Genomic DNA, 26,257 nt, shown 5'->3' on the forward strand with positions numbered 1-26,257 from the left:
GCAGCAGCGCATCGAGCCCCCGGTACAAGACGCCGCGCTGTCATGGGCGCGCTCCCGAGGTGATCTGCCTCGACCGCTGCACCGCAGACGGCGTGGCGGGTGCCGCGGCAGCGCTCCGACAAGCCCGGGGGCGCCGGAGGCCAGCGTCGAACGTGCGCTGGTCCGCGCACGGTACCTCGGAGCTCGCTCGGGAACAGGGCCACGGCATGGACCCGAAGATACTCCACCCGGCCGCCACCACCACGCACCCAAGCGTGACCACCCCCTCCGGCGCGATGCCAAGGTCGCTCCATGGCAGGGCGCAGGCATCGGGAGCCGCCGCGGTCACGTCCGTGACGGCGGCGGCTCCCGATGCTCGAAGGCGCCGGTGTCGCGGACCATGACGTCGCGCAAGGCGCGGCTCCGCGGGTCGACGGCGCGCAAAGTTGCCCCTGGCCACTTTCTTGCTTCCTCACCGAATCACGCGCGTGTTGTCCAATACTCCGCTGCCAAAATTCCCGCGTGCCACGACATCGATTTTTTGCACCCATCCAGCATCCACGGTCCACGGTCCGCACCCAGGTTGAGCTGCCGAGCTGCCTTCTGGCCCCGGTCCGCACCCAGGTTGAGCTGCCGAGCTGCCTTCTGGCCCGCACCCAGGTTGACCTCCGGTTGACCTCCACCGCGCGCCTGAGGTTGACCAGGTTGACCCCTCCGAGGTTGACCCTTCCGACCCAGGTTGCCCCTCTCAGCGCCAACGCTCCCCATTCCGCAGCCCGCATCGTAGCGGGTTCGTCACACCGGGTGACGTTCCTGGCATCCGCGGCGACGACGCCGTACCCGCCTGTCAACCCAGGAAGCTCACCAGAAGCGCCAGGGTGAAGCCGAAGAGCACCACGCTCACCACCAGCAATCCCATGGCCGCCCAGCTGGCCTGAGCGCGCGCAGACCGTCGCGCGCGCCGCGGCCTGCTTCTGTGCGCCTCCGAGGCCCGCTGCAGCGCAGACCCTGGGGCGGGCCGCGCTGCCATGTACGGCGCCGTGAGGCCGAACGCCTTCACGGTCGCGCTCAACGTCGGTGGGAGCACCGGCGCCCGGACCGGCGGCAGCGTCAGCGGCGCCGTACGCTCCCAGTACGACCCGGACGGTATGACCGACCCACCATCCACCCCTCCCGAAAGCCCCGCGGCGATGCGCGACAGCTCCGCCGCGAACGCCGCTGCGTCCGGAAAACGAAGCTCCGGGCTCTTCTCCAGCGCCCTCATGATCGCGCGGTCGAGCTCCGGCGGCACCGCTCGTGGCGCGTGGCTCGACGGCGGCGCGGGGACCTCGCTCGCATGGGCGCGCACGAGCTCGTGGACGCGCCTCACATGCTCGAACGGATCGCGACCGGCGACCAGCGTGTAGAGCACCACGCCGGCCGCATACACGTCGGTGCGCGCATCGACGGCGAGCCCGCAAGCCTGCTCGGGCGAGAGATAGCGCGGCGTACCGACGAGAACCCCCTCCTCCGTCTGATAGAGCGACGGCGCCGGCGCGCGCCCATCGCCGCGCGGAGCGACCACCTTGGCGATCCCGAAGTCGAGCACCTTCACCACGCGCCGACCCTGCGCATCCGCGTCGCACACGAAGAGGTTCTCGAGCTTCACGTCGCGGTGAACGATGCCCGCGCCGTGCGCCGCGGCGAGGCCCGCCAGCGTCTGCGTCACGAGATCGAGCGCCTCCATCGCAGGCAGCGCGCCGCGCGCCGCGAGCTCCTCGCGCATCGTCCGGCCGTAGAGCCGCTCCATGACGAGGAACGTCCTCCCCTCGGCGGTCCGCCCGAAATCGGTGACGGTCACCAGGTTCGGGTGAGCGAGCCGCGCCAGCGACTGCGCCTCGACGCGCATCCGCTCCACGAGCCGCGGCTCGCGGTTCAGGTCGCGGTGCAGGAGCTTCACCACCACCGGCTTGTCGAGGCCCACGTGCGCCGCCTCGATCACCTCGCCCATTCCCCCTCGCCCGAGCCGGCGCACGGGCCGGTACGGCGTTCCATCCAGCAAGGTATCGCTCAGCTCAGGCGCCGCGCATCGGCAGTCTTCGTGCGAAGGCAAGGCCATCCTCTGCGGGTCGAGGTGGTGCCGCCGTCGTCACACGACGCGAGGAATCGAGATCCCCTCTCGCTCCCGGACCTCGAGCGCGCGAGCGCTCTTCTCACACGCTCGCCACGGGACGCCCAAGATTTCGACAGATCCGCGCGCAGCGCATCCTGACGCATTCCCCGGACGCGTTCCAAATTTCCACACAAAGAGACGTGCGCGTACGATTTCGGAGCGCGTCGCGATCATGCCCCCGTGATCAGGCGGCGGTGCCCGCGGCGCTCCCTGGCTCCGCGTGCTCGGGCGTGGCCGCGTGCGGCGGCGCTGCCTGCTCCGCCGCGAGCGCCGCCTCGTCTTCCCGGGCGAGGAGCGCGTCCGTCTCGGCGAAGGCCGCCTCGCGTTGCGCGACGACGGCAGCGCAGCGCGCGCGGGCCGCGGAGAGCAGGCCGAGCCCGACGGCGACCCAGCCCGCTGCGGCCGTGTATCCGGCGGCGATGACAGACGACCCCGCGTCGCCCTGATCGGCCTTGGAGAGCATCACGAACGCATAGAACGGCGACGGGGCCGCGACGAGGAGAGCGCTCTCGCTCGTGTCGAGCTCCGCGACGAGGCCGGCGATGGCGGCGACGATCCATGGGCCGACCGCGATCGTGAAGAGCAGCGTCAGGAGCAGCGCCCGCGTGACCAGGGGCGAGGCGATCCGCGCGCGAAGGAACGCGTTGAGCCCGACGAGGAACACGTAGACGGCGAGCGCGTAGACGGCGACGTGCTGGACCTGCTGCGCATGGATCTCCGGCGTCGGGACGGGCGCGCCGAGGCTCAGCCGGTGCCCGACGACCCAGAGCGCGGTGATGGCGGAGACCCCCACCGCGAGGAGGAGGTACGCCGAGCGCATCACGCCGGGGCCGAAGAAGCGACGCAGCCGGCTGGCGCGGCTCCGAGCCCAGTGAACCTCGACGCGGCGCGATGGGCCGATCGGCTCTCCGGCAAAGAGGAACACGCAGAAGATCAGAAACGAGAGCACCGCGCACAGGCCCGCGACGATCGCGGGCAGGCGATCGGAGGCGTCCACCGAGAACGCCGGCACCGCGACGGCGGCGGTCGTCACGGGCGCGCAGACCGCGAACCACGTCTTCAGCCCGGAGGAGCGATCATCGCTCTCGCTCGTGAGGTTCGAGACGGTCACCTGGTACAGGAACCACGCGGGCATGCCGATCGCCGCGATCGGCAGGAGGATCAGGAAGAGCACGTAATCGAGGCCGAGCGGCGCGCGCTGGTAGGCGATCGGGAGCCAGATGGGCGGCCCCTCGGGAACCTCCGGCCAGGCCAGGTGGGCCGCGTACGAGAGCCCCGAGCCGCCCGCCGAGAACAGGCCGATCGACAGCGGGAACGCGAGCAGCAGCGTGACGAGGATCGCCGCGCGCAGGCTCCCCATCTTCGAGCTGATCGCCAGGCCGAAGGCCACGCTGAGCAGCGCGATCAAGAAGAGGAACAGGAAGGCGATCACCACCTCCATCGCGGTGATCCCGCCGAACAGGAACGGCAGCGCCCCGACCGGCGCGAGCATCACCACGTACATCGAGATCGCCGTGTAAGCCGCGAGGAACTTGCCTCGCGCGATCTCACCGGGCGGGATGCCCGTCAGGAGCACCGCCTCCCAGGTGCGCCCCTCGCGCTCCGAAGCGATGCTGTTCGCGGCGACCGCCGGCCCGACCAGCGCCACCACGAAGTACGCGAGCGAGAAGAAGACCTGGAACAGGATCACGCCCGTCTTCGCAGGCGCGATTTCCTTCGCCGCGATGCCGCCGATGGCCGCCACGAGCAGCGCCATCAGCACGGCCAGCACGAGCAGGATGATCGGCGTGCGGGCGAGGCGCGCCGCCTGCTTGAGCTCGCGGATCCAGATCGGGTTCGGTTCGCCCAGGATGCGCCCCACGCGATGCCGCGCCCGATCGACGAGCCGCTGCGACGCCGGCCCGGCGGGCGGCGATGTGCCAGTCTGCACGCTCACTGCACCTCTCCTTGCGTGACCTCCAGGAAGATCCTCTCGAGCTCATTGCGCTCCGGCTCGACGCCGATCACGCCGACGCCGCTGCGCACGAGGTGCTGGACGATCTCGGCGATCTTCACGTCGGTGCCCACGTAACCGACGTGCACGGCTCCGGCGACGATGTCGACGTCGGTGATCCCCGGCCCGCCCCTGACCAGGAAGGCCGCTGCCTCGGGATCGCCGAGGACCCGCACCTTGACCTTGCGCCGGGAGATCGGCGAGAGCGCCGGATAGGCCGCCTGCCCCGCGCTCGCCGGCGCAGCGGCGTGCGGCGGGTGCTGGCCGTATCCGGGCGGCGGACCGCCGGCCTGCGAGCGATCGACGGCGGCCGGATCCGCCGGCGCGCCGTCGGGCGTGGCCGCCTCGGGTCCGTGCCGCGGCGGCGCGTGTCCATGCGCCTGCGCCCCGTACGCGCCCGGCGCGGCGCCATGGCGCGGCGGCGCGTGCCCGTGCGCCTGCGCCGCGCGCACCGCCTCGAGGCGCGCGGCGATCTCCCCGATCGGCCCGGCGACGACGAGGCGGCCCTTCTCGAGGATGCCGATCGACGTGCACACGTCGGAGAGCTCCGTGAGGATGTGCGACGAGAGGAAGATCGTCTTCCCCAGGCTCCGGAGCTCGAGCAAGAGATCGCGGATCTCGATGCGCGCGCGCGGATCGAGATCGCTCGCCGGCTCGTCCAGGATAAGGACCTTCGGATCGTGCAGCAGGATCCTCCCGAGCTGGAGGCGCTGCTTCATCCCCTTCGACATCGTGGCGACGATCCGGTCCTGGATCTTGCCGAGGTCGGTCAGCTCCAGGACGGCGTCGACCACGTCGAGCGACGGCACCCGGAAGGCGTCCGCGAAGAACTCGAGGTACTCGCGCACCGTGATCCTGTCGTAGACGCCGGCGTGATCCGGCATGTACCCGATGCTTCGGCGGACAGCCGCGGGGTCGATCGTCACGTCGACGCCGTCGATCTCGACCCGCCCCGCCATGGGCTCCAGCAAGGTCGCCATGACCCGGATCGTCGTCGTCTTGCCCGCGCCGTTCGGCCCGATGAAGCCGAAGATCTCGCCGGGGCCCACGTCGAAGGTGACGTCCTTCAGCACGTCGAGCGCGCCGAAGCGGTGCGAGAGGTGCCGGACGCGGATCGTCGGCCGAGCCCGCTCGATCTGCGCCCCGGAGGGCGGAGCGCCGCCGAGCGCCGCGCTCACGGCCGGCCTCCGTAGCCCACGACCCGCACGAGCACGCGATCGCTGTCGATCCGCAACCCGGAGTCGCTCGCGCGCCCCTCGCCGCCGTCGAGCTGGCCGAACAGCACGGGCACCCCGGCCGGGAACCAGTCGACCGATCCGCCGGCCGCCTCCTCGATCGCCAGCCACGCAGCGCCTAGCCCCGGCGCGTCGGGCTCGAGGAGCGGAGCCAGCAGCCTCCCGCCGAGGTCGTGGACGTCCATGCCGCCGACCCGCCGCCCGAAGCCCGCGTGCGAGAGCCAGCCCTGCCCCTCGCTCCGCGCCGCGAGATCGACCCCCGCGCGCGACGAGACCCTCTCCCCGTCGCCGATGCGGGCGAAGTAGCGGGTCGCGCCCTCCGGTAGCCACAGGACGCCGCCCCGGAGATCGCGGCCGCTCCGGTTGCTCACCACGACGTCGCCGCTCGGATCGGCGACGATCGCGATGCCGTCCCCGAGCGACGCGGCCCCGTCCTCACGCACGATCACCGTCTGCCAGGGGAGCGCCGCGACCTTCGTCAGCCGCGCCCCGTCGCGGTCCACGAGCAGCCGGTCGCGCCGCTCCGAGAGCTCGGCGACCACCGCCGTGCTGATCACGCCGCTCGCGTCGGTCGTGCGGACCGTGAGCTCCTCCGCGCTGGCGACGAAGAAGCCCCGGAACCGGCGCACCGCCCCCTTCGTCATGCCGGCCCCCGCCTCGATCAGCGTGAGGTGGCGCGCCCGGCCGCGCACCCCCTTCGCGAGCAAGCCCACGCCGACGATCATCGCGAACGTGACCGCAGAGAGCACCGGCAAGTGCCACAGCGCGCGGAGCGGCCTCCCCTGCCGCGCGGCGCGCGAGAAATTGATCGGACCGGCGAGCACCGCGTAGATGCAGAGCAGCAGCGCGGAGACCCCGATCGCCCAGCGGGAGCTCTCGTTCGGATCGAGCTCCCGCCGCACCGGATCGAGGTCGACGCCCATCGCATCCTCCCCCGGGCGGAAGGCGACCGTGGAGCGACGGTCGTAGGCTCGGCGAGCGAGATCGGCCACCCGGATCTTCACCCACGGGTCGCTGGCCGCGGGCGAGCGCGTGGGGTCGAAGGCGAGCAGGTGCACCTCGCCGAGGCCGTAGAACGCCGAGCTGCCATACGCGCTCCCGCGCAGGTTGCCGCCCGACCAGCCGCAGAGCGACTCGGCCACCGCGGGGGTCGCGCTCGGCGCGGGCAGGAGCACGTTGCCCTGCTTGCCAAAGCCGCTGGAGCCGCCGGGCGGCGCGATCTCCGCGAGGGTGGGCGGCGCGATGGCCGCCCTCGCGACCTCACCGCCGACGAACGCCGCGAGCGTCGGGTGCCGCAGATCCTCGGGGCGGGCGACGGACAGCGCCAGCGTGCCGCCGGAGAGGACGAAGCCGGCGAGCGCCTCGAGCTCGGAGCCGCCCAGCCTGGACAGCGTGTCGGTGCGCATGAGCACGGCGTCCGCCGCGTTGTACAGGGCCGCCCGGTCGGGCAGCAGCGGGTCGCCGGTCGCGCTGTCGAAGCGAGGTTGCCCGACCCAGAGGACAGGGCTCGGCGTCCCCCCGGGCGCGCGGCTGGTCGATATGTACAGCGGCGTGATCGGCGCGTCGTGGAGGCCCCCGCGGAGCAGCGACCTCTCGCTGACGTCGAAGAGCACCACCGCGTGTTGCGAGGTCGACGAGAGCCCCTGCGACGACACCTGCGCTCCGCCCTCATCGAGCGCCCGCACCTGCACGTCGCCGAAAGGCGACACGTGCACCGGCACGCGCACGTCGACCGACGCGCCAGCCCCGACGGCGTACGGCGCCGACGCGACGAAGACGCGGTCATCGGAGTAGCGCTTCGACTCGACCTCGACCTCACCCCTGGCCGCCCGGACGCCGTTGTTCTGGATGCGCACGACGACCTGGTTCCAGCCCCAGGGCATCCCGCCGCTCGTCCCGAGCACGGGCGCCACGTCGACGACGAGCGCCGTCGCGGTCGACAGGGGCGGCGCCTGCCCGGACGCGGGCCCCGCCGAGAAGAGCGCCGCGAGCGACGCCGCCCCCGCAAGGCCCTTCGCGCCTCTCCTCAGCGACCCGCTCCGGATCGCCTGCCCCCGCGGCTCCTGCACGCGCCTCATCGCCGGATCGCCTGCGCCACGGGCTCGGGCCGCGCCTCGATCGCGGAGAGGAGCGCCGCGATCACCTGATCCGTCGTGATCCCCTCCGCCTCGCCCTCGAAGGACCGGATCATCCGGTGGCGGAGCACCGGCTTGGCGACCCGCTGCACGTCGGCGAAGGCGACGTGCGCCCTTCCCTGGAGCAGCGCCACCGCCTTCGCGGCCAGCACCAGCGACTGCGCGCCGCGCACGCCGGCGCCGAACCGGAGCGACCTCCGCACGATCTCGGGCGCCCCCTCGGCGGCCGGATCGCTCGCCCGGGTGAGCCGCGACGCGTACCGCATGACGGGCTCGGCGACCGCGATGTCGCGGCAGAGCGATCGCAGCGAGAGCACGTCGTCGCGGGTGAGCACCCGCGGCGGCGGCCCGCGATCATGGCCCGTGGTCCGGGCGAGGATCTCGGTCATTTCATCCTCGGTCGGGCTCGGCACGAGCACCTTGAGCAAGAACCGATCGAGCTGCGCCTCCGGCAGCGGGTAAGTCCCTTCCATCTCGATCGGGTTCTCGGTGGCCAGCACGAAGAACGGCTCCTCCATCGCGTACCGCGTGCCCGCGATGGTGCACGCGTGCTCCTGCATGGCCTCGAGCAGCGCGCTCTGCGTCTTCGGCGTCGCCCGGTTGATCTCGTCGGCCAGGATCACCTGCCCGAAGATCGGCCCCTTGTGCAGCGAGAAGTGGCGCGAGCCGTCCGCCGCCGCGACGAGCACGTTCGTGCCGGTCACGTCGCTCGGCATGAGATCCGGGGTGAACTGGATGCGCGAGAACGCGAGATCCAGGCAGCCGGCGATGGTCCTGACGAGGAGCGTCTTGCCCAGCCCGGGCGCCCCCTCGAGGAGGACGTGCCCTCCCGCGAGGATCCCCCAGAGCGTCTGCTCGATGACGTCGTCCTGCCCGACCACGGCCTGCCCGATCGCCTCTCGCAGCCGCGCGCTCGTCCGCTGGGCGAGCTCGAGCCTCGCCTCGAAGGACGCAGGGGCCGTGCCCTGCCCGCCGTCAATACCCGCGCCTGATTCCGCCGCCATCTGGTCGCCCTCGGCCGACGACGATAGCCGGCCGCGCCCCGCGCGTCGATCGGAGCTCGCCATGCTATGTCTTGCGAATGAGGATGCTTATGTTGACCTGTCGCCGTGGGCTCGCTTCGCTCTGCCTTGCCGCGCGCAGCGGCGCGGCGCTCATCGTGGTGCTGTCGCTCGGCGCGAGCGCCTGTGCCTCGGTCGTCGGTGAGCATGAGGTGGAGACCAAGTTCCTCGTCAAGCCCACCTCGCAGTCGACCTTCTCCGGATGGAGCGAGCTCTCCGTCTCGGAGGACCCGAGCTCCGTCGACAGGGCCGAGCTCATGTACATCCGGCTGGAAGCACGCGACGACAACGTGCCGGACCTCACCTTCCTCAAGAGCGTATCCGCCTCGGCCGTCGTCGACGGCAAGTCGACCGTCGTCGCCAAGAAGGCGCCGATGCCTACCGGGGAGCGCATCGTCCCGCTCGATCGGGTCTATCACGACGACATCCGGCCCTTCTTCTACAAGAACGACGAGAGCGGCGATTACACGGTGCACGTCGACTGGGAAGGCAAGGTCGATCTGACGAAGACGATCCCGCCCGAAGGGGTGTGGATGAAGGTCCTCGTCGCCGTCCGCATCGAGTGATCGAGGCCGCGAGGCCGGCGGCGCCGCAAGCGCCCAGGAAGACGGAGCGCTTCTGCAGGGAAGGCGACCCGATGTGCGGCTGCCTTCCCTGGCGGTTCAGCGGGGCACGGCCGCGCGAGCGCAGCCGACGAGCTCCTTGAAGAGCGGCGAGGTGACGTACCGCTCCCCGCCGTCGGGAAGGATCACCACGATCCTCTTTCCCTGCATCTCGTCGCGCGCCGCGATCGACAGCGCCGCCGCCATCGCCGCCCCGCCGGAGATGCCGACGAGGATGCCCTCGGTCTTGGCGAGCCGGCGCGCGGCGTCGAACGACTCGTCCTCGGACACGGGCACCACCTCGTCGATGAGCTCGCGCCTGAGGATCTTCGGGACGAAGCCCGCGCCGATGCCCTGGATCAGGTGCGCGCCCACGCGGCCGCCGCTCAGCACGGCCGCGTTCCTGGGCTCGACCGCGATCATCTTCACGCCCGGCTTCTTCTGCTTGAGCACCTCGCCCACGCCGGTGATCGTCCCGCCGGTCCCCACGCCGGCGACCACGACGTCGACCGTCCCGTCCGTGTCCTCCCAGATCTCGCGCGCGGTCGTCACGCGGTGCGCGGCGGGGTTCGCCGGGTTCTCGAACTGCTGGAGCATCACCGCGCCGGGCGTCTCTTCCACGATCTGGCGCGCCCGCGCGACGGCCTGCACCATGAGCGACCCGGGCGTCAGCAGCACCTCGACCCCGAAGGCCCGGAGCAGCGCGATCCGCTCCGGGCTCATCGACTCGGGCATCGTGAGGATCAGCCGGTAGCCCTTGGCCGCGGCGATCATCGCCAGCGCGAGGCCCGTGTTGCCGCTCGTCGGCTCGACGAGGACGCTCCCGGTCTTCAGCTTGCCCTGCCGCTCCGCGTCCTCGACCATCGCGAGGCCGATACGATCCTTGACGCTGCCGCCGGGGTTCCGGCTCTCGACCTTGCCGATCAGCTCGGCGCGCAGCCCCTTGCCCGCAGAGCTCAGGCGGACGAGGGGGGTGCGCCCGATCGTCGCCGCGATGTCGTCGAAGATTGAAGCCACGTGCCGCCTCCCGTGATGGCCGTTGGCCAGACGGGAGCGCCGGCCAGCGGGCTAGATGGAGTAATCTTGCACGAAGATCTTGGCGTCTCGGAGATTTACCAGCACCCTGTCCCCCTCGGACAGGCCGAGCTCGGCGACGCGATCCTTGGTCAGCTCGACGGAGAGCGGCTGGCCGTCGGAGAGGCGGAGCTCCGCCTTGACCATCCACCCGACCCGTGACAGCCGCTCGACGCGCGCGACGCTGGCGTCGTCGGCGGCGGGCGTCTTCGAGGAGTCGATCCGGGTGTGGACCTCGATGTCGTGCGGACGTACGAAGGCGTGCACGCTCGCCCCGTCGCCGGTCCCGGGGGGGGCGTGCACCGCGAGGGTGCCGAGCGCCGCTTGGCCGTCGCGCACCTCCCCCTTGAGCACGTTGATCGACCCGACGAAGCTCGCGACGAACTCGGTCGCCGGCCGGTCGTAGATCTCCTCCGGGGTGCCGATCTGCTCGACCCGCCCCTTGTGCAGCACGATGACCCGATCGGCGAGGTCCATCGCCTCTTCCTGGTCGTGGGTCACGAAGACGCTCGTGATCCCTCGCTCCTTGTGGAGCCTCCGGATCCACTCGCGCAGCTCGAGGCGGACCTTGGCGTCGAGCGCCCCGAACGGCTCGTCGAGCAGGAGCAGCGACGAGCCTGGTGCGAGCGCGCGCGCCAGAGCGACGCGCTGCCGCTGGCCGCCCGACAGCTCGTGCGGGAACCTGCCGCCGAGCCCGTCGAGCTGCACGAGGCTGAGGAGCTCGTCGACGGTGGTCGCGATCTCCTTCCGTGGCCGCTTCCGGATGCTGAGGCCGAAGCCGATGTTGTCGCGCACGCTCATGTGCCTGAACAGCGCGTAGTTCTGGAAGACGAAGCCGATGTTCCGGTCCTGGACGCGGGTGGTGGTCGCGTTCTTGCCATTCAGGACGACCTCGCCGGAGTCGGGGCTCTCGAGCCCGGCGATGATGCGCAGGACGGTGCTCTTGCCACCTCCGCTCGGCCCGAGGAGCGCGACCAGCGCGCCGCTCTCGATCTCGAACGAGACGTCATCGACCACCTTGTTCGGACCGAACCGCTTCGTGAGCCGCTCGACAACAATTCCCATAAGCAACAGCTAGCCTTCCGACCCGTCTCGATCGCTCCTCGGACAGAAAAAGCGAGGGGCCCGAGCGCGCACCAGCGTCGCCTGCCGGGCGGGTAGGCGCAACCAGATTCAGAAATACACATCGGAAAGGTGGGCGTATTTGCAAGAAAGGGGGCGTGCTGATGCAAGAAGGCTGACAGAGGGCAGGAAGCGCGGAGCCGGTGCTCAGGCCGACCCCTCCCGTGTCGGTCAGTCCTCAACCTCGGTCGGTCCTCAACCTCGGTCGGTCCTCAACCTCGGTCGGTCCCAACCTCGGTCGGTCCGCCACTGTCGGTCCGCTGGTCCCCAACCTCGGTCGGTCCCGGTCCTGGGCCGATCGGTCGGTCCCCAACCTCGGTCGGTCCGCGGGGCCGATTCGGTCGGTCCTCAACCTCGGTCGGTCCTCAACCTCGGTCGGTCCACGATCTCCAACCCCGGTCGGTCCCCAGTCGGTTCCCGAACCCCGGAGCGAGCTCAGCTGCGCGGCGGGCTTCGCGCGGCCGGCTGCTGCCCGACTCAACGGACGGCCCGAGGTGCTAGCATCGCCGCGCCGCGACGCGGCAGGCCCGGGACCGGAGGCCGCGGCGCGGCTGGACGAGGATGCGAGGCCGCGACGCGGCAGGACCAGGACGGAAGGCGGATGCGTTGTCTGGTGACGGGGGTGGCCGGATTCATCGGCTCCCACCTGGCGGAGCGGTTGATCGAGCTCGGGCACGACGTGCTCGGGGTAGACCGCTTCACCGACTACTACGCCCGCGAGCTCAAGGAGGGGAACCTGGCACGGCTGCGCGGCGAGCCGCGCTTCTCGCTCTCGACGTCCGACCTCGCGACAGACGATCTCCGCCCGCTGCTCTCGGGCCGCGAGGTCGTCTTCCACCAGGCGGCGCAGGCGGGCGTGCGCCCGAGCTGGGGACAGAGCTTCGAGGTCTACCTGCGCGACAACGTGCTCGCGACGCAGCGGCTGCTGGAGGCAGCCAGGGCGCATGGCCAGGTGCGCAAGCTCGTCTATGCCTCGTCCTCCTCCGTGTACGGCGACCCCTCCGGCGACACGGGGGATGTGCCCATGCACGAATCCAGTCGGACCGCCCCCCACTCACCCTACGGGGTGACGAAGCTCGCCGCCGAGCAGCTCTGCGAGCTGTACCGGCGCAACTTCGGCCTGCCCACGATCTCGCTCCGGTACTTCACGGTGTACGGCCCCAGGCAGCGCCCCGACATGGCGTTTCACCGGTTCATCGCCGCCGTGCTGAAGGGCGAGCCGGTCCGCGTGTACGGCGACGGCGAGCAGACGCGCGATTTCACGTACGTGAGCGACGTGGTGCAGGCCAACGTCGACGCCATGGAGGGCGGCGCGGTGGGCGTGTTCAACATCGGCGGTGGCTCGCGGGTGAGCCTCAACGACGCGCTCGGGCTGCTGGGGGAGCTCGCAGGACCCGTGCGCGTCGAGCGGGGAGAGCCGCAGCCCGGCGACGTCCGGCGCACCTGGGCGGACACCGCTGCCGCGCAGGCGGCGCTCCGGTACGTGCCCCGGGTGCCCCTGCGCGAGGGGCTCGCGGCGCAGGTCGCCTGGCAAACGAGGCGGCTCGGGCTCTGCCGGTGACGGGCGCTCCGCGCCCTCAAGCGCCGGCATCACCTCCGCGAGGGACGAGCTCGACCACGCGCGCCGCCGGCACGCGCGCGCCCACGATCTCGTCCGCGAGGTTGACCCAGCGCACGCAGCGATCGAGGACGACGCTGTCGGACGAGATCACGCCCGCCGCCCCCGCGAGGAGGCGGTCGGGATCGGGGACGAGCGTCGCCTCGATCGAGAGGGGCGCGCCCCCGAGCCGCTCCAGGATCCGCGCGCGCAGCCGCCCGGAGCTGGGGATGGCCGCGTCGAGGAGGAAGCGCGCGCGCGCCGCGCCGGCGCCGGACAGCGCGTCGCCGATCCGATCGATGGCCGCGTCGGTCTCCGCGATCGGCGCGTAGCTGCCGCGCAGCCCCGCGAGATCGCGCAGCGCCCCCTCCGGCCCGCGCACGAGCAGCCCGCCCGCGAGCGCCACCTCCAGGGTGATGATCAGGTTGAAGCCGTCGATGTTCGCCTCCGCGCCCTGGAGCGACGAGGACGGCGCGCAGCGCGCGAGGCGCGACGCCCGCTGCGCGTCCGAACAAGCGGCCCGCTGCAGCGCGAGGCGCTGGCGTGCGGCCAGCTGGTGGTGGTCGCCGGCGGTCCGGATCGCGGTGCGCAGCGGATAGCCGCGGCCGAGGAGCCACGTCACCTCCTCGAAGGCCACGCGCAGCGTCCGGACGGCATCGGGGCCGAACAGCCGCTCATCGTCCGGGTGTCCGCCGCGCGGCGCGCCGCTGTGTTCGCCCGCCACGTCACCCGCCTCCCCGGCGCACTGCTGCCATGCTGCGATAGACGACCTGCTGAGGGGCTGCTTGGAGCGACCGTCGGAGGATCTCCGCGCTCGACGCAGAAGGAGTCAGCAGATCAAAGGCCCGTCCGTCCGAACCCAAGACAACCCACCCTGGGGAGGGTGCTGCCATGAGCGCAGAGCAGCCCGCCTCTTTGTCGCGGTGCCGCGCGACACGAAGATCGGTACCGTGTTCGCGCAGGTCTTGTCTTCTCATTTCCTCACCTCCATTTCGGAAATCACGGCCCGCTGTGCTCGAGCTCCTCTGCCGATCGCATTCCTCCGAGCTCCCCGAATTTCTCACCCGCCGTTTCTCGCCCTGCCCGCCCGATCTCATCGCCACCCACCCATCACCCGCCCCCGAGGCGTGCCAGCACGCATGTCACGTTGTCCGGCCCGCCGTGCTCGTTCGCGAGGTCGATCAGAAGGCTCGCCGCCAGGCTCAGGTCGCGATGCGCTCCGAGCACCCCCGCAATCCGCTTCTCGGGCACCGGGCCCCACAGCCCGTCGGAGCACACGAGGAAGACGTCGCCCGGCAGCGTCGCCTCCACCCGCGACTCGATCTCGACGTTCTCGTCGCACCCGAGCGCGCGCGTGACCGCGCTCGCCCGGTCGTTCAGCGCCTCGATCGCTTCCAGCATGCTGTCGCGGTCACCTTCACGGAGCAGCTCCTCCAGCAGCGTGTGATCCCGCGTCAGCCGCTCCAGCCGACCGTCGCGCATCCGGTAGACCCGGGAATCGCCCACGTGCGCGATGTACGCCATCCCCGGCGCGAGCAGCACGCCCGCGAAGGTGGTCGCCATGCCGCGCATCTCGGCCTGCCGCTGCCCTGCTTCGTAGATCGCCCGGTTGGCTCGCCGTACGCTCAGCAAGAGCCGCACCTCGTCCCGGTCGTGCGGCCTCGACGTGCCGTAGGGCCACGTGTCCTCGATGTCGTCCTCCTCGAAGCAGCTCTTGACCACCTCGATCGCCATGCGGGACGCGACGTCGCCGGCGGCATGGCCGCCCAACCCGTCGGCCACCATGAACAACCCGAGGCACGGCAGCGCCGCGAAGCTGTCCTCGTTGTGGCTCCGCCAGCGCCCCACGTCCGACTGCGCTGCTGCCTCGATGGCGAGCTGTGGAACCACGACCGTCCTCCTCGCCCGCTCGTCGATGCGACGAGCCGGGCCATGGCGCGCTGGGATGCAGGGCGCCGCGTCCTTCTTTCGTGGGCAGCGCGCCACGGCGCTGCCGCGGTGGTTCAGCGCGCGCGAGCCGTCATCTCCGCGCTTGCGTGCTCTCATGAACGGGCGCCCTTGCAGCGGCGCCCTTCGATCATTCGCGCTCGTCGTCCAACAGGAACTTGGGCCACGTCCCGGAGGGCGGCGTGAGATCCTCCTCCACCGGCTCCCCTCGAGCGGCTCGCTCTGCTCTGCAGTGCGGGCAACAGAGCTCCGGATCCCAGTCGACGTCCTCGAGCCCCAGCTTCCGCAGCCACGCAAGCTCCCACAGCAGCCTCGGGCTCACGTGAATCACGTTGCCCGAACGACGCGTGCCGTGGCCGCTGAACCGCCGAGGCTTGGCCATGAGCGCTCCTCCTGGAATGAGGGCACCCATTCTGCCGCTGACGAAACCGCTCGCCAAGCGCGCTCTCGCCGAAACTCGACAGATTGCGCAGCCTTACGTTTGGCTGCGTGAAGTTCTCATGAAATGACATGGTCGATCTCTTTTTTCCCAGGCCTCGTCGGTCGCACGCCGCTCCGCCGCTGCGGATTAGGCTCCGCAGCAGCAGCAGCAGCGCTCACGACCTCACGTCAGAACGCCTGCACCTCGGCCTTCACGCCGCCCGCGCCCTGCGCCTCCGCGGTCGCTCCCACGCCGTCTGCGCCCGCTTCGCCCAGCTCGATCGTCGCGCCGTTTGTCGAGAGCGCCCTGCCCTTGTATGCGATCCCGATCGCGTGCCCGCCCCGGCCGCCGCCGCCGGGGCCGCCCGTCCCTCCCTTGCCGCCGGGGCCGCCCGCGCACCCGTCGTGCAGCCGCGGGGCGCCTGCGGGCGCCTCGCCGACGGGACCTCCGGCGCCTCCTTCGCCGCCTTCCTGCCCGGCACCGCCCTTGCCCCCAGCGCCGCCGCGCCCGGTCTTCAGCGTCACCTGCTCGAAGCTCAGCGTCGCGTTCAGGCTGATCAGCGCGATGCTCGCTCCGCCCGCGCCGCCGGCTCGCCCGCCCGCACCGCCGCAGCCGCCGGCGCCTCCCGAGCCGCCGCTCGCCCCGCCGGCCGACTCCGCCGACGGGCACTTGCCTTCGCCCGCGCCGCCGATCGCTCCGCCACCGCCACCTCCGCCTTGCGCTGTGCGCCCCTTCGCTCCGTCACGGCCGGCCACGCCGACGTAGCCGCTGGCGCTGATTTCGCCCAGCCCCGTCGCGCCCGTGCCCGGGCTGCCAGACCCGGGCGAGACACCCTCGACGCCGGCACCGCAGCGCCACGCATTCGTCTCGCCTCCACTTCCGTTCGTGGCACCGCAAGGCCGGCCGTGGCCACCGTCGCCGGCGATCTCCACTTCGCTGGTGCCGCCCCAACCCCCATAAGAATCGTCGCTCGCATCATCGGGCGTGCCGCAGTCGTTCTTGAGTGACGCGCCGCCAATCACCCCGTTGCCCGAGCACGCATCGGTACCAGGCTGCCCGTCCTCGCCCCTCATGGCACGCGTGTCGTACGCGGCTCCCTCTGCTCCCGGCGCCGCGTCCCCCGCCTCCAGCACGCATCGCGCCAGCTCCACGCGCGCCTCTTCCGCCACCGCCGCGATCGACGATGTCCCCGCGAGCGACCCGTCAACCCGCTCGATCCCGCGCGCCTGCACGTGCACGTCCTCCACCCGCGCGCTCGCCTCACCTCCGCCCCCGCGCACCACCAGCGGGATCTCTCCGGTCCCCGCTGTCAGCACCGTCTTCCTCGGCTCCCCGGCCCAGCGCCATCCGCTCGCGCAGTCCAGGCCACCGTAGATCGTCACGCTCCCCGCGACCTCCACCGCCTCCTCGAACGTCTCCGCGCACGCGTACACACGCCTCTTCCCGTTCGCCTCCGCCTCCGCCAGCGCCAGCGCCGCACGCAGCGTCTTCACAGGCGCCTCCTTCGTCGCCGCGTTCTCGTCCCTCCCGGATGCCGACACGAACACGCCGCACGCGTCGTCCACTCCGGCAGCGTTCTCGCTCGGCACACAGTCAGAAGGCGTTTCCACCTCGTTCCACAGCCCGCGGAAGTGCTCACAAGTCATGAGAAATTCGCAGTCCTCGGTTGTGTTGGGCCATGCAACGTCGCAACCACAAAAGATCACTGCGAGCGCCAGGATCCCGCGCATCGAGCGCCTTCTCATCGCAACCTCTCGCGAGCGTTTCACCAGGCACCTCGCACGACGATCCCAGCACGGCCCGGACTCAGCTCGGCTGACGCGTGCATCCCGCTGGACGTTGCAGTCCGTGCACGCGGCCACAGTGCATAGGTCACCGCACCGATCGCCAGGCCCTCTGTGCCAACGTCGGGTGAGACAGGCTCCCCCTGGAAATCTGTGGTGAGAGGGCGGAGAATGGACCTGACCCGTGCCGAAGCCTTCCCATCTCCGATCCGTCGAGCCTACCCCCGCCCCAGCGGCGCAGGGCGCTGCTCCCCGCCCGAGTGGCGTCGCCGTCGAGACCGTGCCGAAGCCGGGCAAGAGGCGGAAGTTCTCGGCGACGGAGAAGCTGCGCATCGTTCGCGAGGCGGCCGCGTGCACCCAGCGCGGGGACATCGAGGCGCTGCTGCGCCGCGAGGGCATCTACAGCTCCCTCCTGACGGCCGCTTCGTCACCGCCAGCCCCTCCGGCATCGACACGCTCGGCGTCCCCACGTCGGCGAGCGGCGCGCGCTGCTCCGGGTTGCGCGCCCCGCCGCCCCGCCTCGCGCCCTCCCGCGGCGGCGGCACACGCCGCGGATCCTCGATGTGGACCCGCTCCATCTCCAGCGTCGGGTGCAGCGGCCTCGGCGCGACCTCGCCCACCGCGTAGGCCCTCGCCGCGTCCTCGCCCTCGCTCTGGATCGCCCGGGTTGTGTCACCGGCCGGCTCGAATCCGACAGCAGCGAGAAACAGCAAGAGAAGGCTGGATGCCCCACCCCGGCCCGTCCTCGGCCCTGCGGGCCTGCGGGCGGTCCGCCCGCCCCATGTCCCGCGCGGAGCGCGGGACGGGGCGGGTGCGTCCGTCGTAGAGGTCTCGGCTGTCCTGGAGAGGTCCGAAGGCAGAATGGCGGTGGTCGTCATCTCGAGCCCGCCTCCGTGTCGGCCGTGGAGCGCTACGATACCGCCTTGCGGAGCGCCGCCCGCTCGACGCGCAGTACCTCGACGCACGCGAGCGACAGCTCCAGCCGCAGTATCTATCGCGTCGCAGTCGCGCACGTCACCCGTCTCCCAGCCGCACCAGCACGCTTTTCTCACCCATGGCGCCCTACTCCCGGGAGCGTCGTGTTCAGGGGAGAGCGCTCTGCTTCCTCCCAATCGGACGCACTGGCAGCGCTCGTCCCCCCTTCGTCGGGCTGTAGCGGGAAGCTCGTCAGGGGGGCAGCGCGACGGGCGAGCTGTTCCCCCGCGACCGCGCGGACAGGGCGCGGTGGCCGGAGCTGCGGCAGGGGAGGCGGCGGGAGCTTCGCCTGCGGGCTGCTGGCCGCGAGCTCGGGAGACGGCACCACGGGAGGTGGAATGTCGAGCGCGCGGGGAGGTATCGGCGGCGGAGCCGGCGGCGCCGTCTCGCGCTCGGTGACGGGCGCCCCGACCCGGATCGCCACGGTATCCTCCGCGTCCGTCCGGCGGTCGTCGTGCAGCCGCCAGAGGCGCTCCCAGTACCGCGCCGGCGTGCCGGTGAAGGTCTCCAGCTGCCGCGCGAGGCCGGGCGTCATGGGCAGGTCGCTCCTCAGCAGCCGCTCCACCTCCCTCGGTTCCAACCCCGTGCACTCGGCCAGCTTTCTCCTCCACGAAGGCGTCGTCGCACAGAACGACTCGAGGACCCTTCCCGGCCAGGGGACGGGGCGCCCTCGGGCGCCTGTCGGCTCGGCGAGCGCAGCATCGACGTGACAGTCCAGCAGGCGCCGGTAACGGTCCCGCTCCCCCGCTGCCTGCGCCTTCGCATCGGTGAGGGCTGCCTCCTCTTCATCGTGCTCGTGCTCGCGCGCCTCACGAACCCCCCGCTCTCGTCCCAGCGCTTCGCGCGCGGTGACCGCGAAGCCGATCGCGACGCACGCGATCATCGCGAGCCCGAGCGGCGAGACGAGCCACATTGCACCCAGCATGTCTTCCATGTTCCCTCCTCAACCGTGAGCCTTCTTGTCCGCTGTACGGCGGAGCCAGGCCTCGTCCTGCCCGACCTAAGGCATCTCCTCGAATCCGCCGTGCGTCGCGCCTGCCTCAACGCACCGTTTCGCCCCATCTCCCAAACGTGCCAGCACGCACGTCACGTTGTCCGGTCCGCCGTGCTCGTTGGCGAGGTCGATCAGCAACTCCGCCGCAAAGCCCAGGTCGCGGTGCGCCCCGAGGATCCCGGCGATGCGCCCCTCGGGCACCGGACCCCACAGCCCATCCGAGCACACGAGGAACAGATCGCCCGGCTTCGTCGCCTCCACGCGCCAGTCGATCTCGACGTTCTCGCTGCACCCGAGCGCGCGCGTCACGGCGCTCGCCCGGTTGCTCAGCGCCTCGACCGCCTCCCGCGCGCCGTCGTCGTCCTCCAGCAGCTCGGCCAGCAGCGAGTGATCCCGCGTCAGCCGCTCCAGCTTGCCGCCGCGCATCCGGTAGACGCGCGTGTCGCCAACGTGGGCGATGTACGCCATGCCCGGCGCCAGCAGCACCCCCGCGAAGGTGGTGGCCATGCCACGCGTCTCTTTCTGCCGCTGGCTCGCCTCGTAGATCGCCCGGTTCGCCCGCCGCACGCTCATCACCAGCCGCACCTCGTCCCGGTCGTGCGGCGTCGCCGCGCCGTAGGGCCAGGTCTCCTCCAGATCTCCCGCTTCCTCGAAGCAGCTCTTGACCACCTCGATGGCCATCCGCGACGCGACCTCGCCAGCCGCATGGCCGCCCAACCCGTCGGCCACCATGAACAGCCCGAGGCACGGCAGCACCGCGAAGCTGTCCTCGTTATGGCTACGCCGCTGGCCCACGTCCGACTGCGCTGCTGCCTCGATGGCGAGCTGTGGATACACCTTCGTCCTCCTCGCGCGCTCGTCCACAGGACGAGCCGAGCCAAGACGCGCCGCCCTGCGCGGCGCGCGTTTCCCTCGATGTAATCAGGCCGCGCCGCGCGCGGCCTTCGCTACGTCGCTATCTCAACGCAGCCGCAGCGCTGCCAGCACCACGCCGCACAAGACTCCCAGCACGAAGAGCACCGCACCGAGCAGCGCCAGGCGCGACTGCGCTGATCGACCTCGCCCTTGTCCGGCGCCACGCTCGCCACGCCTCGTGCTCGGCGGCTCGGTCCTCGACCGCCCACTTTTCTACCTGGCCCGCCAGCTGCACCAGCAACGCCTCCATCCGGGCGTCCTCGATGCCGCGCGGAAGTGAAGCGAGCGTCATGAGAAAAAGGCGAGGAGCGAGTCGCTGTTCCTGGACTGCGCGCCGAGCGCGAGGGTTGAAGACGATCCAGCTGTCCCTCGGCCAACCCGCCGGCGTGTTGGACCACCCCCGCGGAGCGCTGGTGGTCCGCCGACCGCCCTGCCGAGCCGTTTCCGGGCTCCTCTACCTTTCTAGTTCCGGCGAGCAGTCCTGGATTGCTGCACAATCGTCCGGCGGTTGCATTTTTTTCTCCGCGACCCTGGTGACGCTGTGCGTCGGATGACGCGGCGAAGCGGTGGCGGGGGGCGGGGAGGGGAGCGGTGCGGCCAGGCTGTCGGGGGCTCACGGCAGCTCCTGGGTGTCGGCGGCCATGCCATCTTGGCCGGCGTTCTCGGTGATGTTGTTGTTGCCACCCGGACCGCCGCTGCCTGGTGCGCCGGGGGTGAGCGTGGTCTGGCCCTGCTGGACGACGGGGGTGCCGCGGAAGGCGATGGGGAGCGACGGACCGCCGAGGCCGCCGCCGCCAGGGCCGCCGGGGCCGCCCTGTCCGCCTTTGCCGCCGTCGCATGCCGCCTTCGATATCCCGACGCCAACGCCGCCCGTGCCGCCGTTGCCGCCCAGGCCTCCCGGTTGGAGATTGCCACCCTTGCCGCCGTTGCCGCCGCGTCCGGCGGTGAGGGTGCAGTCGATGAGGGTGACGCTGGCATCGACGCTGGCGAGGGCGATGCTGGCGCCGCCCGGGCGGCCGCCCTGCCCTGCCAGGCCGCCGCAGCCGCCGGCGCCGCCGCTGCCGCCGCTGGCGCCGGCGCCCGGGACGCCGCCGGTGCAGACGGGGCCGCCCTTGGCGCCGCCGCCGCCGCCGCCGCCCTGGCCGGGCGTACCGGGCGTGCCGTCGCCGCCGGGTACGCCGGTGTAGCCGGTAGCGCTCAGCGCGCCGAGGCCGCTGGCGCCGACGCCGGATGGGCCGGGGGTGCCGTTTGCACCGGCGCTGCCACCGCCCTTGGTTGGATCGTTCGGGATGGCACCACAGCTCCAGCTGTGGCTCATCGACGGGGGCTCTCCAGCGCCCGCTTGTCCCTCGACCCCGGTCTGGCCTGATGCGCCGTCCGTACCGTTGCCGACGTTCCCATTGCCACCGTTGCCGCCGACGGACAGCTCGCCGCCGCACTCGTTGACCACCTGCGCGCCGCCGTTGAGCGTCGCGTCGGGGCCCTCCACGTCATCGAGGTCGCTGCATGCATCGACGCCGTTGCTGCCGCCCGGCGCGCGCTCCGGCGCCTCGCTCGGCGCGTCGTCGCCGTCGGCACCATCGGCCGCGTTGCCTGCGACGAGGGCGCAGCGCGTGAGCTCCGCACTTGCTCCGTCTGCGAGCACGGCGATCGACGAGCCGCCCTTCGTCGATGCGTCGGGCGCGCGCGCCTCGATGTCCTCGACGCGCGTGGTGCCTTCGCCGCGCGCGAGCATCAGCGGGATCGCCTCGGCTTCCGGTGCGACGATGGTCTTCGCTTGCTCGCCGATCCATGTCCAGCCGTTGGCGCAGTCGAGACCGCCGAAGAGGGCGACGCCGGCGGGCACCTCGACCGCTTCAGCAAACGGCTCGGCGCACGCGTAGACGTCGCTGCCGTTATCCCCGGCGCGTCGCAGCGCCTCGGCGAGCGTCTTGACGGGTGCGGCCTTGGTGCCCGTGTTGCCATCGTTGCCACTCGCGGCGACGAACACGCCGCAGCTGTCAGCCACAGCCACGGCGCCGTCGGCTTCGCTCGGCACACAGACCGAGGGCACGATCGTCGTGCCCCTGCCTCGGTACTTCTCGCAGGTGAGCATGAACTCGCAGTCGTCGGTGTAGTTGACACAACAGACCGAGGTCATCCAAGCGCCTCCGACCATGATGCTCACGAACAAGGACCTCAGCGTTCGCTGCACGGCACCCTCCATCGTTCTCCTCACCACGCCCCCGACAGAGTGAAGCGCCCACCTCGCGCGTAGACCTGAGGCAACAGACGCAGGCCAGTCGACGTGGTCGCGCCTGCGCGAGGCCATAGCGCATACGCGAGCGCACCAATGGCGACGGCTCCCGAGGCGGCGTAGGTCACCATCGCGACGTGCCCGAACGATTCAGCACGAGACGCCGTCTTGTAGAGCTCGCGGCAACGCATGTTGAACGCGTCCGACGTCCCCAAGCAGCCACCGCCGTCCCCATGGATCGCTGCCCGCTGCACGCGCATGTCCGCACTCGCTGCGTTCGACGCCACCGTGCACCCCACCGCCACCCCGAGCCCCACCGCGCTCGCCGCCCCCAGCGCGATCACCGGCACCCAGTTCCGCGGCTCCTCCACCGCCGCCCCCGCTGCGGGCACCTTCGTCTTCTCCTCTCCGACCTTCCCGACCACCGGCGCGCCTGCCGCCCCCGGCCGCGTCGCCATCTTCGGTTTGAGCTCCGTCGCGATCTCCTCGCGCGACCCCTCCACGGCCGCCACCTGGATCATCGCCTCCTCGTACCCCGCGCGCCGGATCACGATCCGATACTCCCCTGGCTCCACGTAGATCTCGTGCTTCAGCTCCTCCGCCGGCACGTGCTCCCCGTCCACGAACACCTCCGCGTCCGCCACGTTCTTCACCCGCACGTGCAGCGTCCCCACCTGCGCCTTCGCCGCCGACAGCAGCGCCTGCATCCGCGCCAGCCGCTCAGGCTCTATCTCCGGACCCACCGTGCGCACCCCGTACGCAAGGTGCTTCGCCGCCGACGCAGGCTTGTTCAGCCGCAGCTGCACCTGCCCGAGGTTCGCCGCGATGTCGAACGTCCTCAGGCGCGACCACGCGCGCAGGTACGCGAGCTCCGCTTCCTCCAGCCGCCCCTCCATGTGAGCCTTCCGCCCTTCCTCGAAGTCACGCACCGCTCGCTCTCGCTCGCTCTCCGCGCTCGGCCTCGGCGTCGCTCGCTCCTCGCCGCGGACGCTGCTCGTCGCTGCCGTGCTCCCGAGCAGCACCGACATCGCCAACCACCCCGCATGCAGCTCTCGCCTCACGGTCGCTCCCTCGTCCTCGCAACGTCCGCCGTCCACGTGCTCGCTCCTCGCTCGCTCGCCGCGCTCGCCGTCCCGTCGAGCGCACACACGTCTCCCGCTCGTCGCGCCTGCTCCAGCGCGCCGTCTCGCCCTTCGTCCGTTCTTCCCGACGCCGCGCAGCTGCTGCGACGAAGGCTCCGCCACAGCAGCGCCGCTCACGACCTCACTTCAGAACGCCCGCGCCTCGGCCTTCACGCCCGCGGCGCCCTCGCCCTCCGCGTTCGCACCCGCGCCGCCCGGACCCGCGTCGCCCAGCTCCACCGTCGCTCCTTCCACAGGCGGCGCCGCGCCCTTGTATGCAATCCCGAGCGTGTGACCGCCTCGACCGCCGCCACCGGGACCGCCAGCGCCTCCCTTGCCACCCGCGCCGCCCGCGCACGCGTCGTGCAACGCCGTCGCTTCCTCGGGCTTCGTCCCGCCAGGACCGCCGGCGCCTCCTGCGCCTCCCTCCTGGCCGGCGCCTCCCTTGCCTCCGGCTCCGCCGCGCCCCGTCTTCAGCGTCACCTCCTCGAAGCTCAGCGCCGCATTCAGGCTGATCAGCGCGATGCTCGCTCCGCCCGCGCCGCCGCCTCGACCTCCGGCTCCGCCGCAGCCACCGGCTCCGCCCGAGCCGCCGCTCGCGCCGCCGCCTCGACCTCCGGCTCCGCCGCAGCCACCGGCTCCGCCCGAGCCGCCGCTCGCGCCGCCCGCCGACGCTTCGTTCGGGCACTTGTCTGCGCCCGCGCCGCCCTTCGCTCCTCCGCCTCCGCCTCCGCCTTGCGCGGTGCTGCCCCTCGCGCCATCGCGGCCGGTGACGCCGGCGTAACCGGAGGCGCTGATCTCGCCCAGGCCGATCGCACCGGCTCCAGCTTCACCCGCGGCGCCTTCGGCACCAGCGGCCCCTTCGGTGCACACAGCTGCACCTTCGCCTTTGCCTCCGTTCAGCGTTTCCCCGGGCGAGCCCTCGGTCCCGGAAAAGCCGGTTTCCGCTGCTCCTACGCCGCCCAGGCCGCCGGAGGAGTCATCGCTCGCGTCCTCCGGCGTGCCGCAGTCGTTCTTCGCGCTCGCACCGGGATCGACAAAGTCTTCCGAACATGCCGTGTTGCCGCTGTTCCCCATCGCGCCCCCCATCGCGCTCACCTCGTACAGCGCCCCATCGACCCCCGCCGCCGCGTCGCCCGCCTCCAGCATGCACCGCGCGAGCTCCACGCTCACGTCTTCCGCCACCGCCGCGATCGACGACGCTCCCACAAGCGCCACGTCCTCCGGATCGATCCCGCGCGCCTGCACGTGCACGTCCTCCACGCGCACGGTCGCCTCGGTTCCACCGCTGCGCACCACCAGCGGGATCTCTCCTGCCCTCGCCGTCAGCACCGTCTTCCTCTGGTCACCGGCCCATGCCCAGCCGCTCGCGCAGTCGAGCCCCCCATAGATCGTCACGCTCCCCGCGACCTCCACCGCCTCCTCGAACGTCTCCGCGCACGCATACCCCCGCCGCGTCCTGCTCTTCTCCGCCAGCGCGAGCGCCTTGCCCACCGTCTTCACAGGCGCATCTTTCGTCGCCCCGTTCTCGTCGTCCCCGGACGACGACACGAACACACCGCACGTATCGCTCACAGACGACGACGTCGACTCGCTTGGAACGCACCCTTCCGGCGTCCCGCCGGCATCACCGTTGAGGAAGTGAGAGCACGTGCGCATGTAATCGCAGTCGCTCGTCAGCCCGATCGATAACGCGTCGCAGCCGCTCGCAACTCCGGCAACAGCAACCCCCCAGCGCATCCACCGCATCACCCGCGCGTTCTTCATCGTGCTCACCATGCTCCGACCACGAGCACACCGCCTCCGCCTGCGTGTGTTCGAGGCAACACACGCAATCCATGGCTCGCCGAAGGGGGGCGTCGAGGCCACAGCGCATACGCAGCAGCGGCGATCGCTAGAGCGCCCGACGCCGCATAGCTGACGACGGACGCCGTTCCGAAGCCCTCGGCGCGCTTTGCCTCATGTCGGAGTTCGCGACAGTGCTGTGTCAGATCGCTCGGCGGCTCGATGCACTGTCCGTTCGCGTACCGGAGCGCTTCCTCATCCTTGTCCGCGGAGGCTCGCGCATTTGTCGAGAGCACCGTTGTCGTGACGCCTACCGCCAACCCCACCGCGCTCGCCGCCCCCAGCGCGATCACCGGCACCCAGCTCCGCTCCTCCACGCGCGCCCCCGCCGCGGGCGGCTTCGTCTTCCCCGCCCCGCTCGCCGCCGCCACCGCCGCGCCGTTCGCGCCCGCGGCGCCCGGCAGCTTCGCTTTCTGCACCGTCATCTCCGGCGCCTTCGCCTCCACCGGCTTCATCGTGACGGGCACCGTCTCCCGCACCCCCGCCGCCGCCACCACCCGGATCGCCGTCTCCTCGTACCCCGCGCGCCGGATCACGATCCGATGCTCCCCGGGCTCCACGTAGATCTCGTGCTTCACCTCCTCCGCCGGCACGCGCTCGCCGTCCACGAACACCTCCGCGTCCGCCGCGTCCGTTCCCTGAAGCTGCACCGCTCCCACCTGCGTCCTCGCCTCGTCCAGCAGCGCCAGCATCCGCGCAAGCCGCTCCGGCTCGATCTCAGGACCCACCGTCCGCACCCCGTACGCAAGGTGCTTCGCCGCCGACGCAGGCTTGTTCAGCCGCAGCTGCACCTGCCCGAGGTTCACCGCGATGTCGAACGACTTCAGCCGCGACCACGCTCGCAGGTACGCGAGCTCCGCTTCCTCCAAGTGGCCGGCCAGATGCGCCCGGCGGCCTTCCTCGAAGTCGCGCACCGCGCGCTCACGCTCGCTCTCCTCGCTCGGCCGAGGCTTCGCCCGCTCCTCTCCGCAGGCGCTGGTCGTCGCTGCCGTGCTCCCGAGCAGCACCGACATCGCCAGCCATCCCGCATGCAGCTCTCGCCTCACGATCGCTCCCTCATCCGTGCAAC

At 71.6% G+C, this 26,257-nt stretch carries 19 protein-coding genes; 2 read left to right on the plus strand and 17 right to left on the minus strand.

Annotation, left to right across the window (positions count from 1 at the left end; all coding sequences use genetic code 11):
* Positions 1-826: 826 nt before the first annotated feature.
* The 5 genes from WME73_RS40940 to WME73_RS40960 all read right to left on the minus strand — a co-directional run bounded on the left by WME73_RS40940 (position 827) and on the right by WME73_RS40960 (position 8,498).
* On the minus strand, positions 827-2,020 hold the full coding sequence (locus tag WME73_RS40940; RefSeq protein ID WP_437741678.1) for a serine/threonine-protein kinase: 1,194 nt from the start codon (positions 2,018-2,020) through the stop codon (positions 827-829).
* A gap of 295 nt (positions 2,021-2,315) precedes the next feature.
* On the minus strand, positions 2,316-4,067 hold the full coding sequence (locus tag WME73_RS40945; protein ID WP_437913108.1) for an ABC transporter permease: 1,752 nt from the start codon (positions 4,065-4,067) through the stop codon (positions 2,316-2,318).
* A complete protein-coding gene (locus WME73_RS40950) occupies positions 4,064-5,302 on the minus strand; it encodes an ATP-binding cassette domain-containing protein (protein ID WP_437741680.1) in 1,239 nt (412 codons plus the stop codon). The genes WME73_RS40945 and WME73_RS40950 overlap by 4 nt, the downstream gene beginning before the upstream one ends.
* The gene (locus tag WME73_RS40955) at positions 5,299-7,437 is read right to left on the minus strand and encodes a hypothetical protein (protein ID WP_437913109.1); all 2,139 of its coding nucleotides are present in this window, start codon (positions 7,435-7,437) and stop codon (positions 5,299-5,301) included. The genes WME73_RS40950 and WME73_RS40955 overlap by 4 nt, the downstream gene beginning before the upstream one ends.
* Positions 7,434-8,498, minus strand: coding sequence for an AAA family ATPase (locus WME73_RS40960; protein ID WP_437325185.1), 1,065 nt, complete (start codon positions 8,496-8,498; stop codon positions 7,434-7,436). Before WME73_RS40960 ends, WME73_RS40955 begins: the two co-directional genes overlap by 4 nt.
* 89 nt (positions 8,499-8,587) lie before the next feature.
* On the opposite strand from WME73_RS40960, the gene WME73_RS40965 reads away from it, so the two are divergent.
* Complete coding sequence (locus WME73_RS40965) at positions 8,588-9,121, plus strand: hypothetical protein (RefSeq protein WP_437913110.1); 534 nt, start codon at positions 8,588-8,590, stop codon at positions 9,119-9,121.
* 96 nt (positions 9,122-9,217) lie between these two features.
* On the opposite strand, the gene cysK is transcribed toward WME73_RS40965, so the two are convergent.
* Both cysK and WME73_RS40975 read right to left on the minus strand, forming a co-directional pair.
* The gene (gene cysK, locus WME73_RS40970; protein ID WP_437741683.1) at positions 9,218-10,174 is read right to left on the minus strand and encodes a cysteine synthase A; all 957 of its coding nucleotides are present in this window, start codon (positions 10,172-10,174) and stop codon (positions 9,218-9,220) included.
* Between the two features lie 51 nt (positions 10,175-10,225).
* Positions 10,226-11,296, minus strand: coding sequence for a sulfate/molybdate ABC transporter ATP-binding protein (locus tag WME73_RS40975; protein WP_437741684.1), 1,071 nt, complete (start codon positions 11,294-11,296; stop codon positions 10,226-10,228).
* A gap of 658 nt (positions 11,297-11,954) precedes the next feature.
* Here WME73_RS40975 and WME73_RS40980 point away from each other — a divergent pair.
* Complete coding sequence (locus tag WME73_RS40980; protein WP_437741685.1) at positions 11,955-12,914, plus strand: NAD-dependent epimerase/dehydratase family protein; 960 nt, start codon at positions 11,955-11,957, stop codon at positions 12,912-12,914.
* A 16-nt stretch (positions 12,915-12,930) separates the two neighbouring features.
* Here the strand turns inward: WME73_RS40980 and WME73_RS40985 are convergent, their stop codons facing one another.
* The 10 genes from WME73_RS40985 to WME73_RS41030 form a co-directional block, all read right to left on the minus strand.
* Positions 12,931-13,674 (minus strand): DUF434 domain-containing protein, encoded by a 744-nt coding sequence (locus WME73_RS40985; protein ID WP_437741686.1) that lies wholly within the window; start codon positions 13,672-13,674, stop codon positions 12,931-12,933.
* 386 nt (positions 13,675-14,060) lie between these two features.
* Positions 14,061-14,996: a PP2C family protein-serine/threonine phosphatase gene (locus WME73_RS40990; protein ID WP_437913111.1), complete on the minus strand. Its 936-nt coding sequence runs from the start codon at positions 14,994-14,996 to the stop codon at positions 14,061-14,063.
* A 31-nt stretch (positions 14,997-15,027) separates the two neighbouring features.
* A complete protein-coding gene (locus tag WME73_RS40995; RefSeq protein ID WP_437913112.1) occupies positions 15,028-15,279 on the minus strand; it encodes a hypothetical protein in 252 nt (83 codons plus the stop codon).
* A gap of 227 nt (positions 15,280-15,506) precedes the next feature.
* Positions 15,507-16,811 (minus strand): PGRS family protein, encoded by a 1,305-nt coding sequence (locus tag WME73_RS41000; protein ID WP_437913113.1) that lies wholly within the window; start codon positions 16,809-16,811, stop codon positions 15,507-15,509.
* Between the two features lie 1,339 nt (positions 16,812-18,150).
* Positions 18,151-19,011 carry a helix-turn-helix transcriptional regulator gene (locus WME73_RS41005; protein ID WP_437913114.1) on the minus strand — a complete coding sequence of 287 codons (861 nt, stop codon included), beginning with the start codon at positions 19,009-19,011 and terminating at the stop codon, positions 18,151-18,153.
* Positions 19,012-19,077: 66 nt separating this feature from the next.
* Positions 19,078-19,908 (minus strand): PP2C family protein-serine/threonine phosphatase, encoded by an 831-nt coding sequence (locus WME73_RS41010; protein WP_437913115.1) that lies wholly within the window; start codon positions 19,906-19,908, stop codon positions 19,078-19,080.
* Between the two features lie 691 nt (positions 19,909-20,599).
* A complete protein-coding gene (locus WME73_RS41015; RefSeq protein ID WP_437913116.1) occupies positions 20,600-22,126 on the minus strand; it encodes a PGRS family protein in 1,527 nt (508 codons plus the stop codon).
* A gap of 74 nt (positions 22,127-22,200) precedes the next feature.
* Positions 22,201-23,283, minus strand: a complete 1,083-nt coding sequence (locus WME73_RS41020; protein ID WP_437913117.1) for a hypothetical protein — start codon at positions 23,281-23,283, stop codon at positions 22,201-22,203.
* Positions 23,284-23,490: 207 nt separating this feature from the next.
* The gene (locus tag WME73_RS41025) at positions 23,491-25,110 is read right to left on the minus strand and encodes a PGRS family protein (RefSeq protein ID WP_437913118.1); all 1,620 of its coding nucleotides are present in this window, start codon (positions 25,108-25,110) and stop codon (positions 23,491-23,493) included.
* 5 nt (positions 25,111-25,115) lie between these two features.
* The gene (locus WME73_RS41030) at positions 25,116-26,234 is read right to left on the minus strand and encodes a hypothetical protein (protein WP_437913119.1); all 1,119 of its coding nucleotides are present in this window, start codon (positions 26,232-26,234) and stop codon (positions 25,116-25,118) included.
* Between the last annotated feature and the right edge of the window lie 23 nt (positions 26,235-26,257).

The sequence above is a fragment of the Sorangium sp. So ce302 genome (assembly GCF_051530145.1).
In the GTDB taxonomy this organism is placed as follows: domain Bacteria; phylum Myxococcota_A; class Polyangia; order Polyangiales; family Polyangiaceae; genus Sorangium; species Sorangium cellulosum_B.

What these genes read in the sequence shown, in the direction of transcription:
- WME73_RS41015 (WP_437913116.1), bottom strand. Translation starts at nt 22,126, where the DNA reads ATGACCTCGGTCTGTTGTGTCAACTACACCGACGACTGCGAGTTCATG.
- WME73_RS40955 (WP_437913109.1), bottom strand. Translation starts at nt 7,437, where the DNA reads ATGAGGCGCGTGCAGGAGCCGCGGGGGCAGGCGATCCGGAGCGGGTCG.
- WME73_RS40975 (WP_437741684.1), bottom strand. Translation starts at nt 11,296, where the DNA reads ATGGGAATTGTTGTCGAGCGGCTCACGAAGCGGTTCGGTCCGAACAAG.
- WME73_RS40960 (WP_437325185.1), bottom strand. Translation starts at nt 8,498, where the DNA reads ATGGCGGCGGAATCAGGCGCGGGTATTGACGGCGGGCAGGGCACGGCC.
- WME73_RS41005 (WP_437913114.1), bottom strand. Translation starts at nt 19,011, where the DNA reads ATGGAAGACATGCTGGGTGCAATGTGGCTCGTCTCGCCGCTCGGGCTC.
- WME73_RS40965 (WP_437913110.1), top strand. Translation starts at nt 8,588, where the DNA reads ATGTTGACCTGTCGCCGTGGGCTCGCTTCGCTCTGCCTTGCCGCGCGC.
- WME73_RS41025 (WP_437913118.1), bottom strand. Translation starts at nt 25,110, where the DNA reads ATGAAGAACGCGCGGGTGATGCGGTGGATGCGCTGGGGGGTTGCTGTT.
- WME73_RS40990 (WP_437913111.1), bottom strand. Translation starts at nt 14,996, where the DNA reads ATGAGAGCACGCAAGCGCGGAGATGACGGCTCGCGCGCGCTGAACCAC.
- WME73_RS40980 (WP_437741685.1), top strand. Translation starts at nt 11,955, where the DNA reads ATGCGTTGTCTGGTGACGGGGGTGGCCGGATTCATCGGCTCCCACCTG.
- WME73_RS40995 (WP_437913112.1), bottom strand. Translation starts at nt 15,279, where the DNA reads ATGGCCAAGCCTCGGCGGTTCAGCGGCCACGGCACGCGTCGTTCGGGC.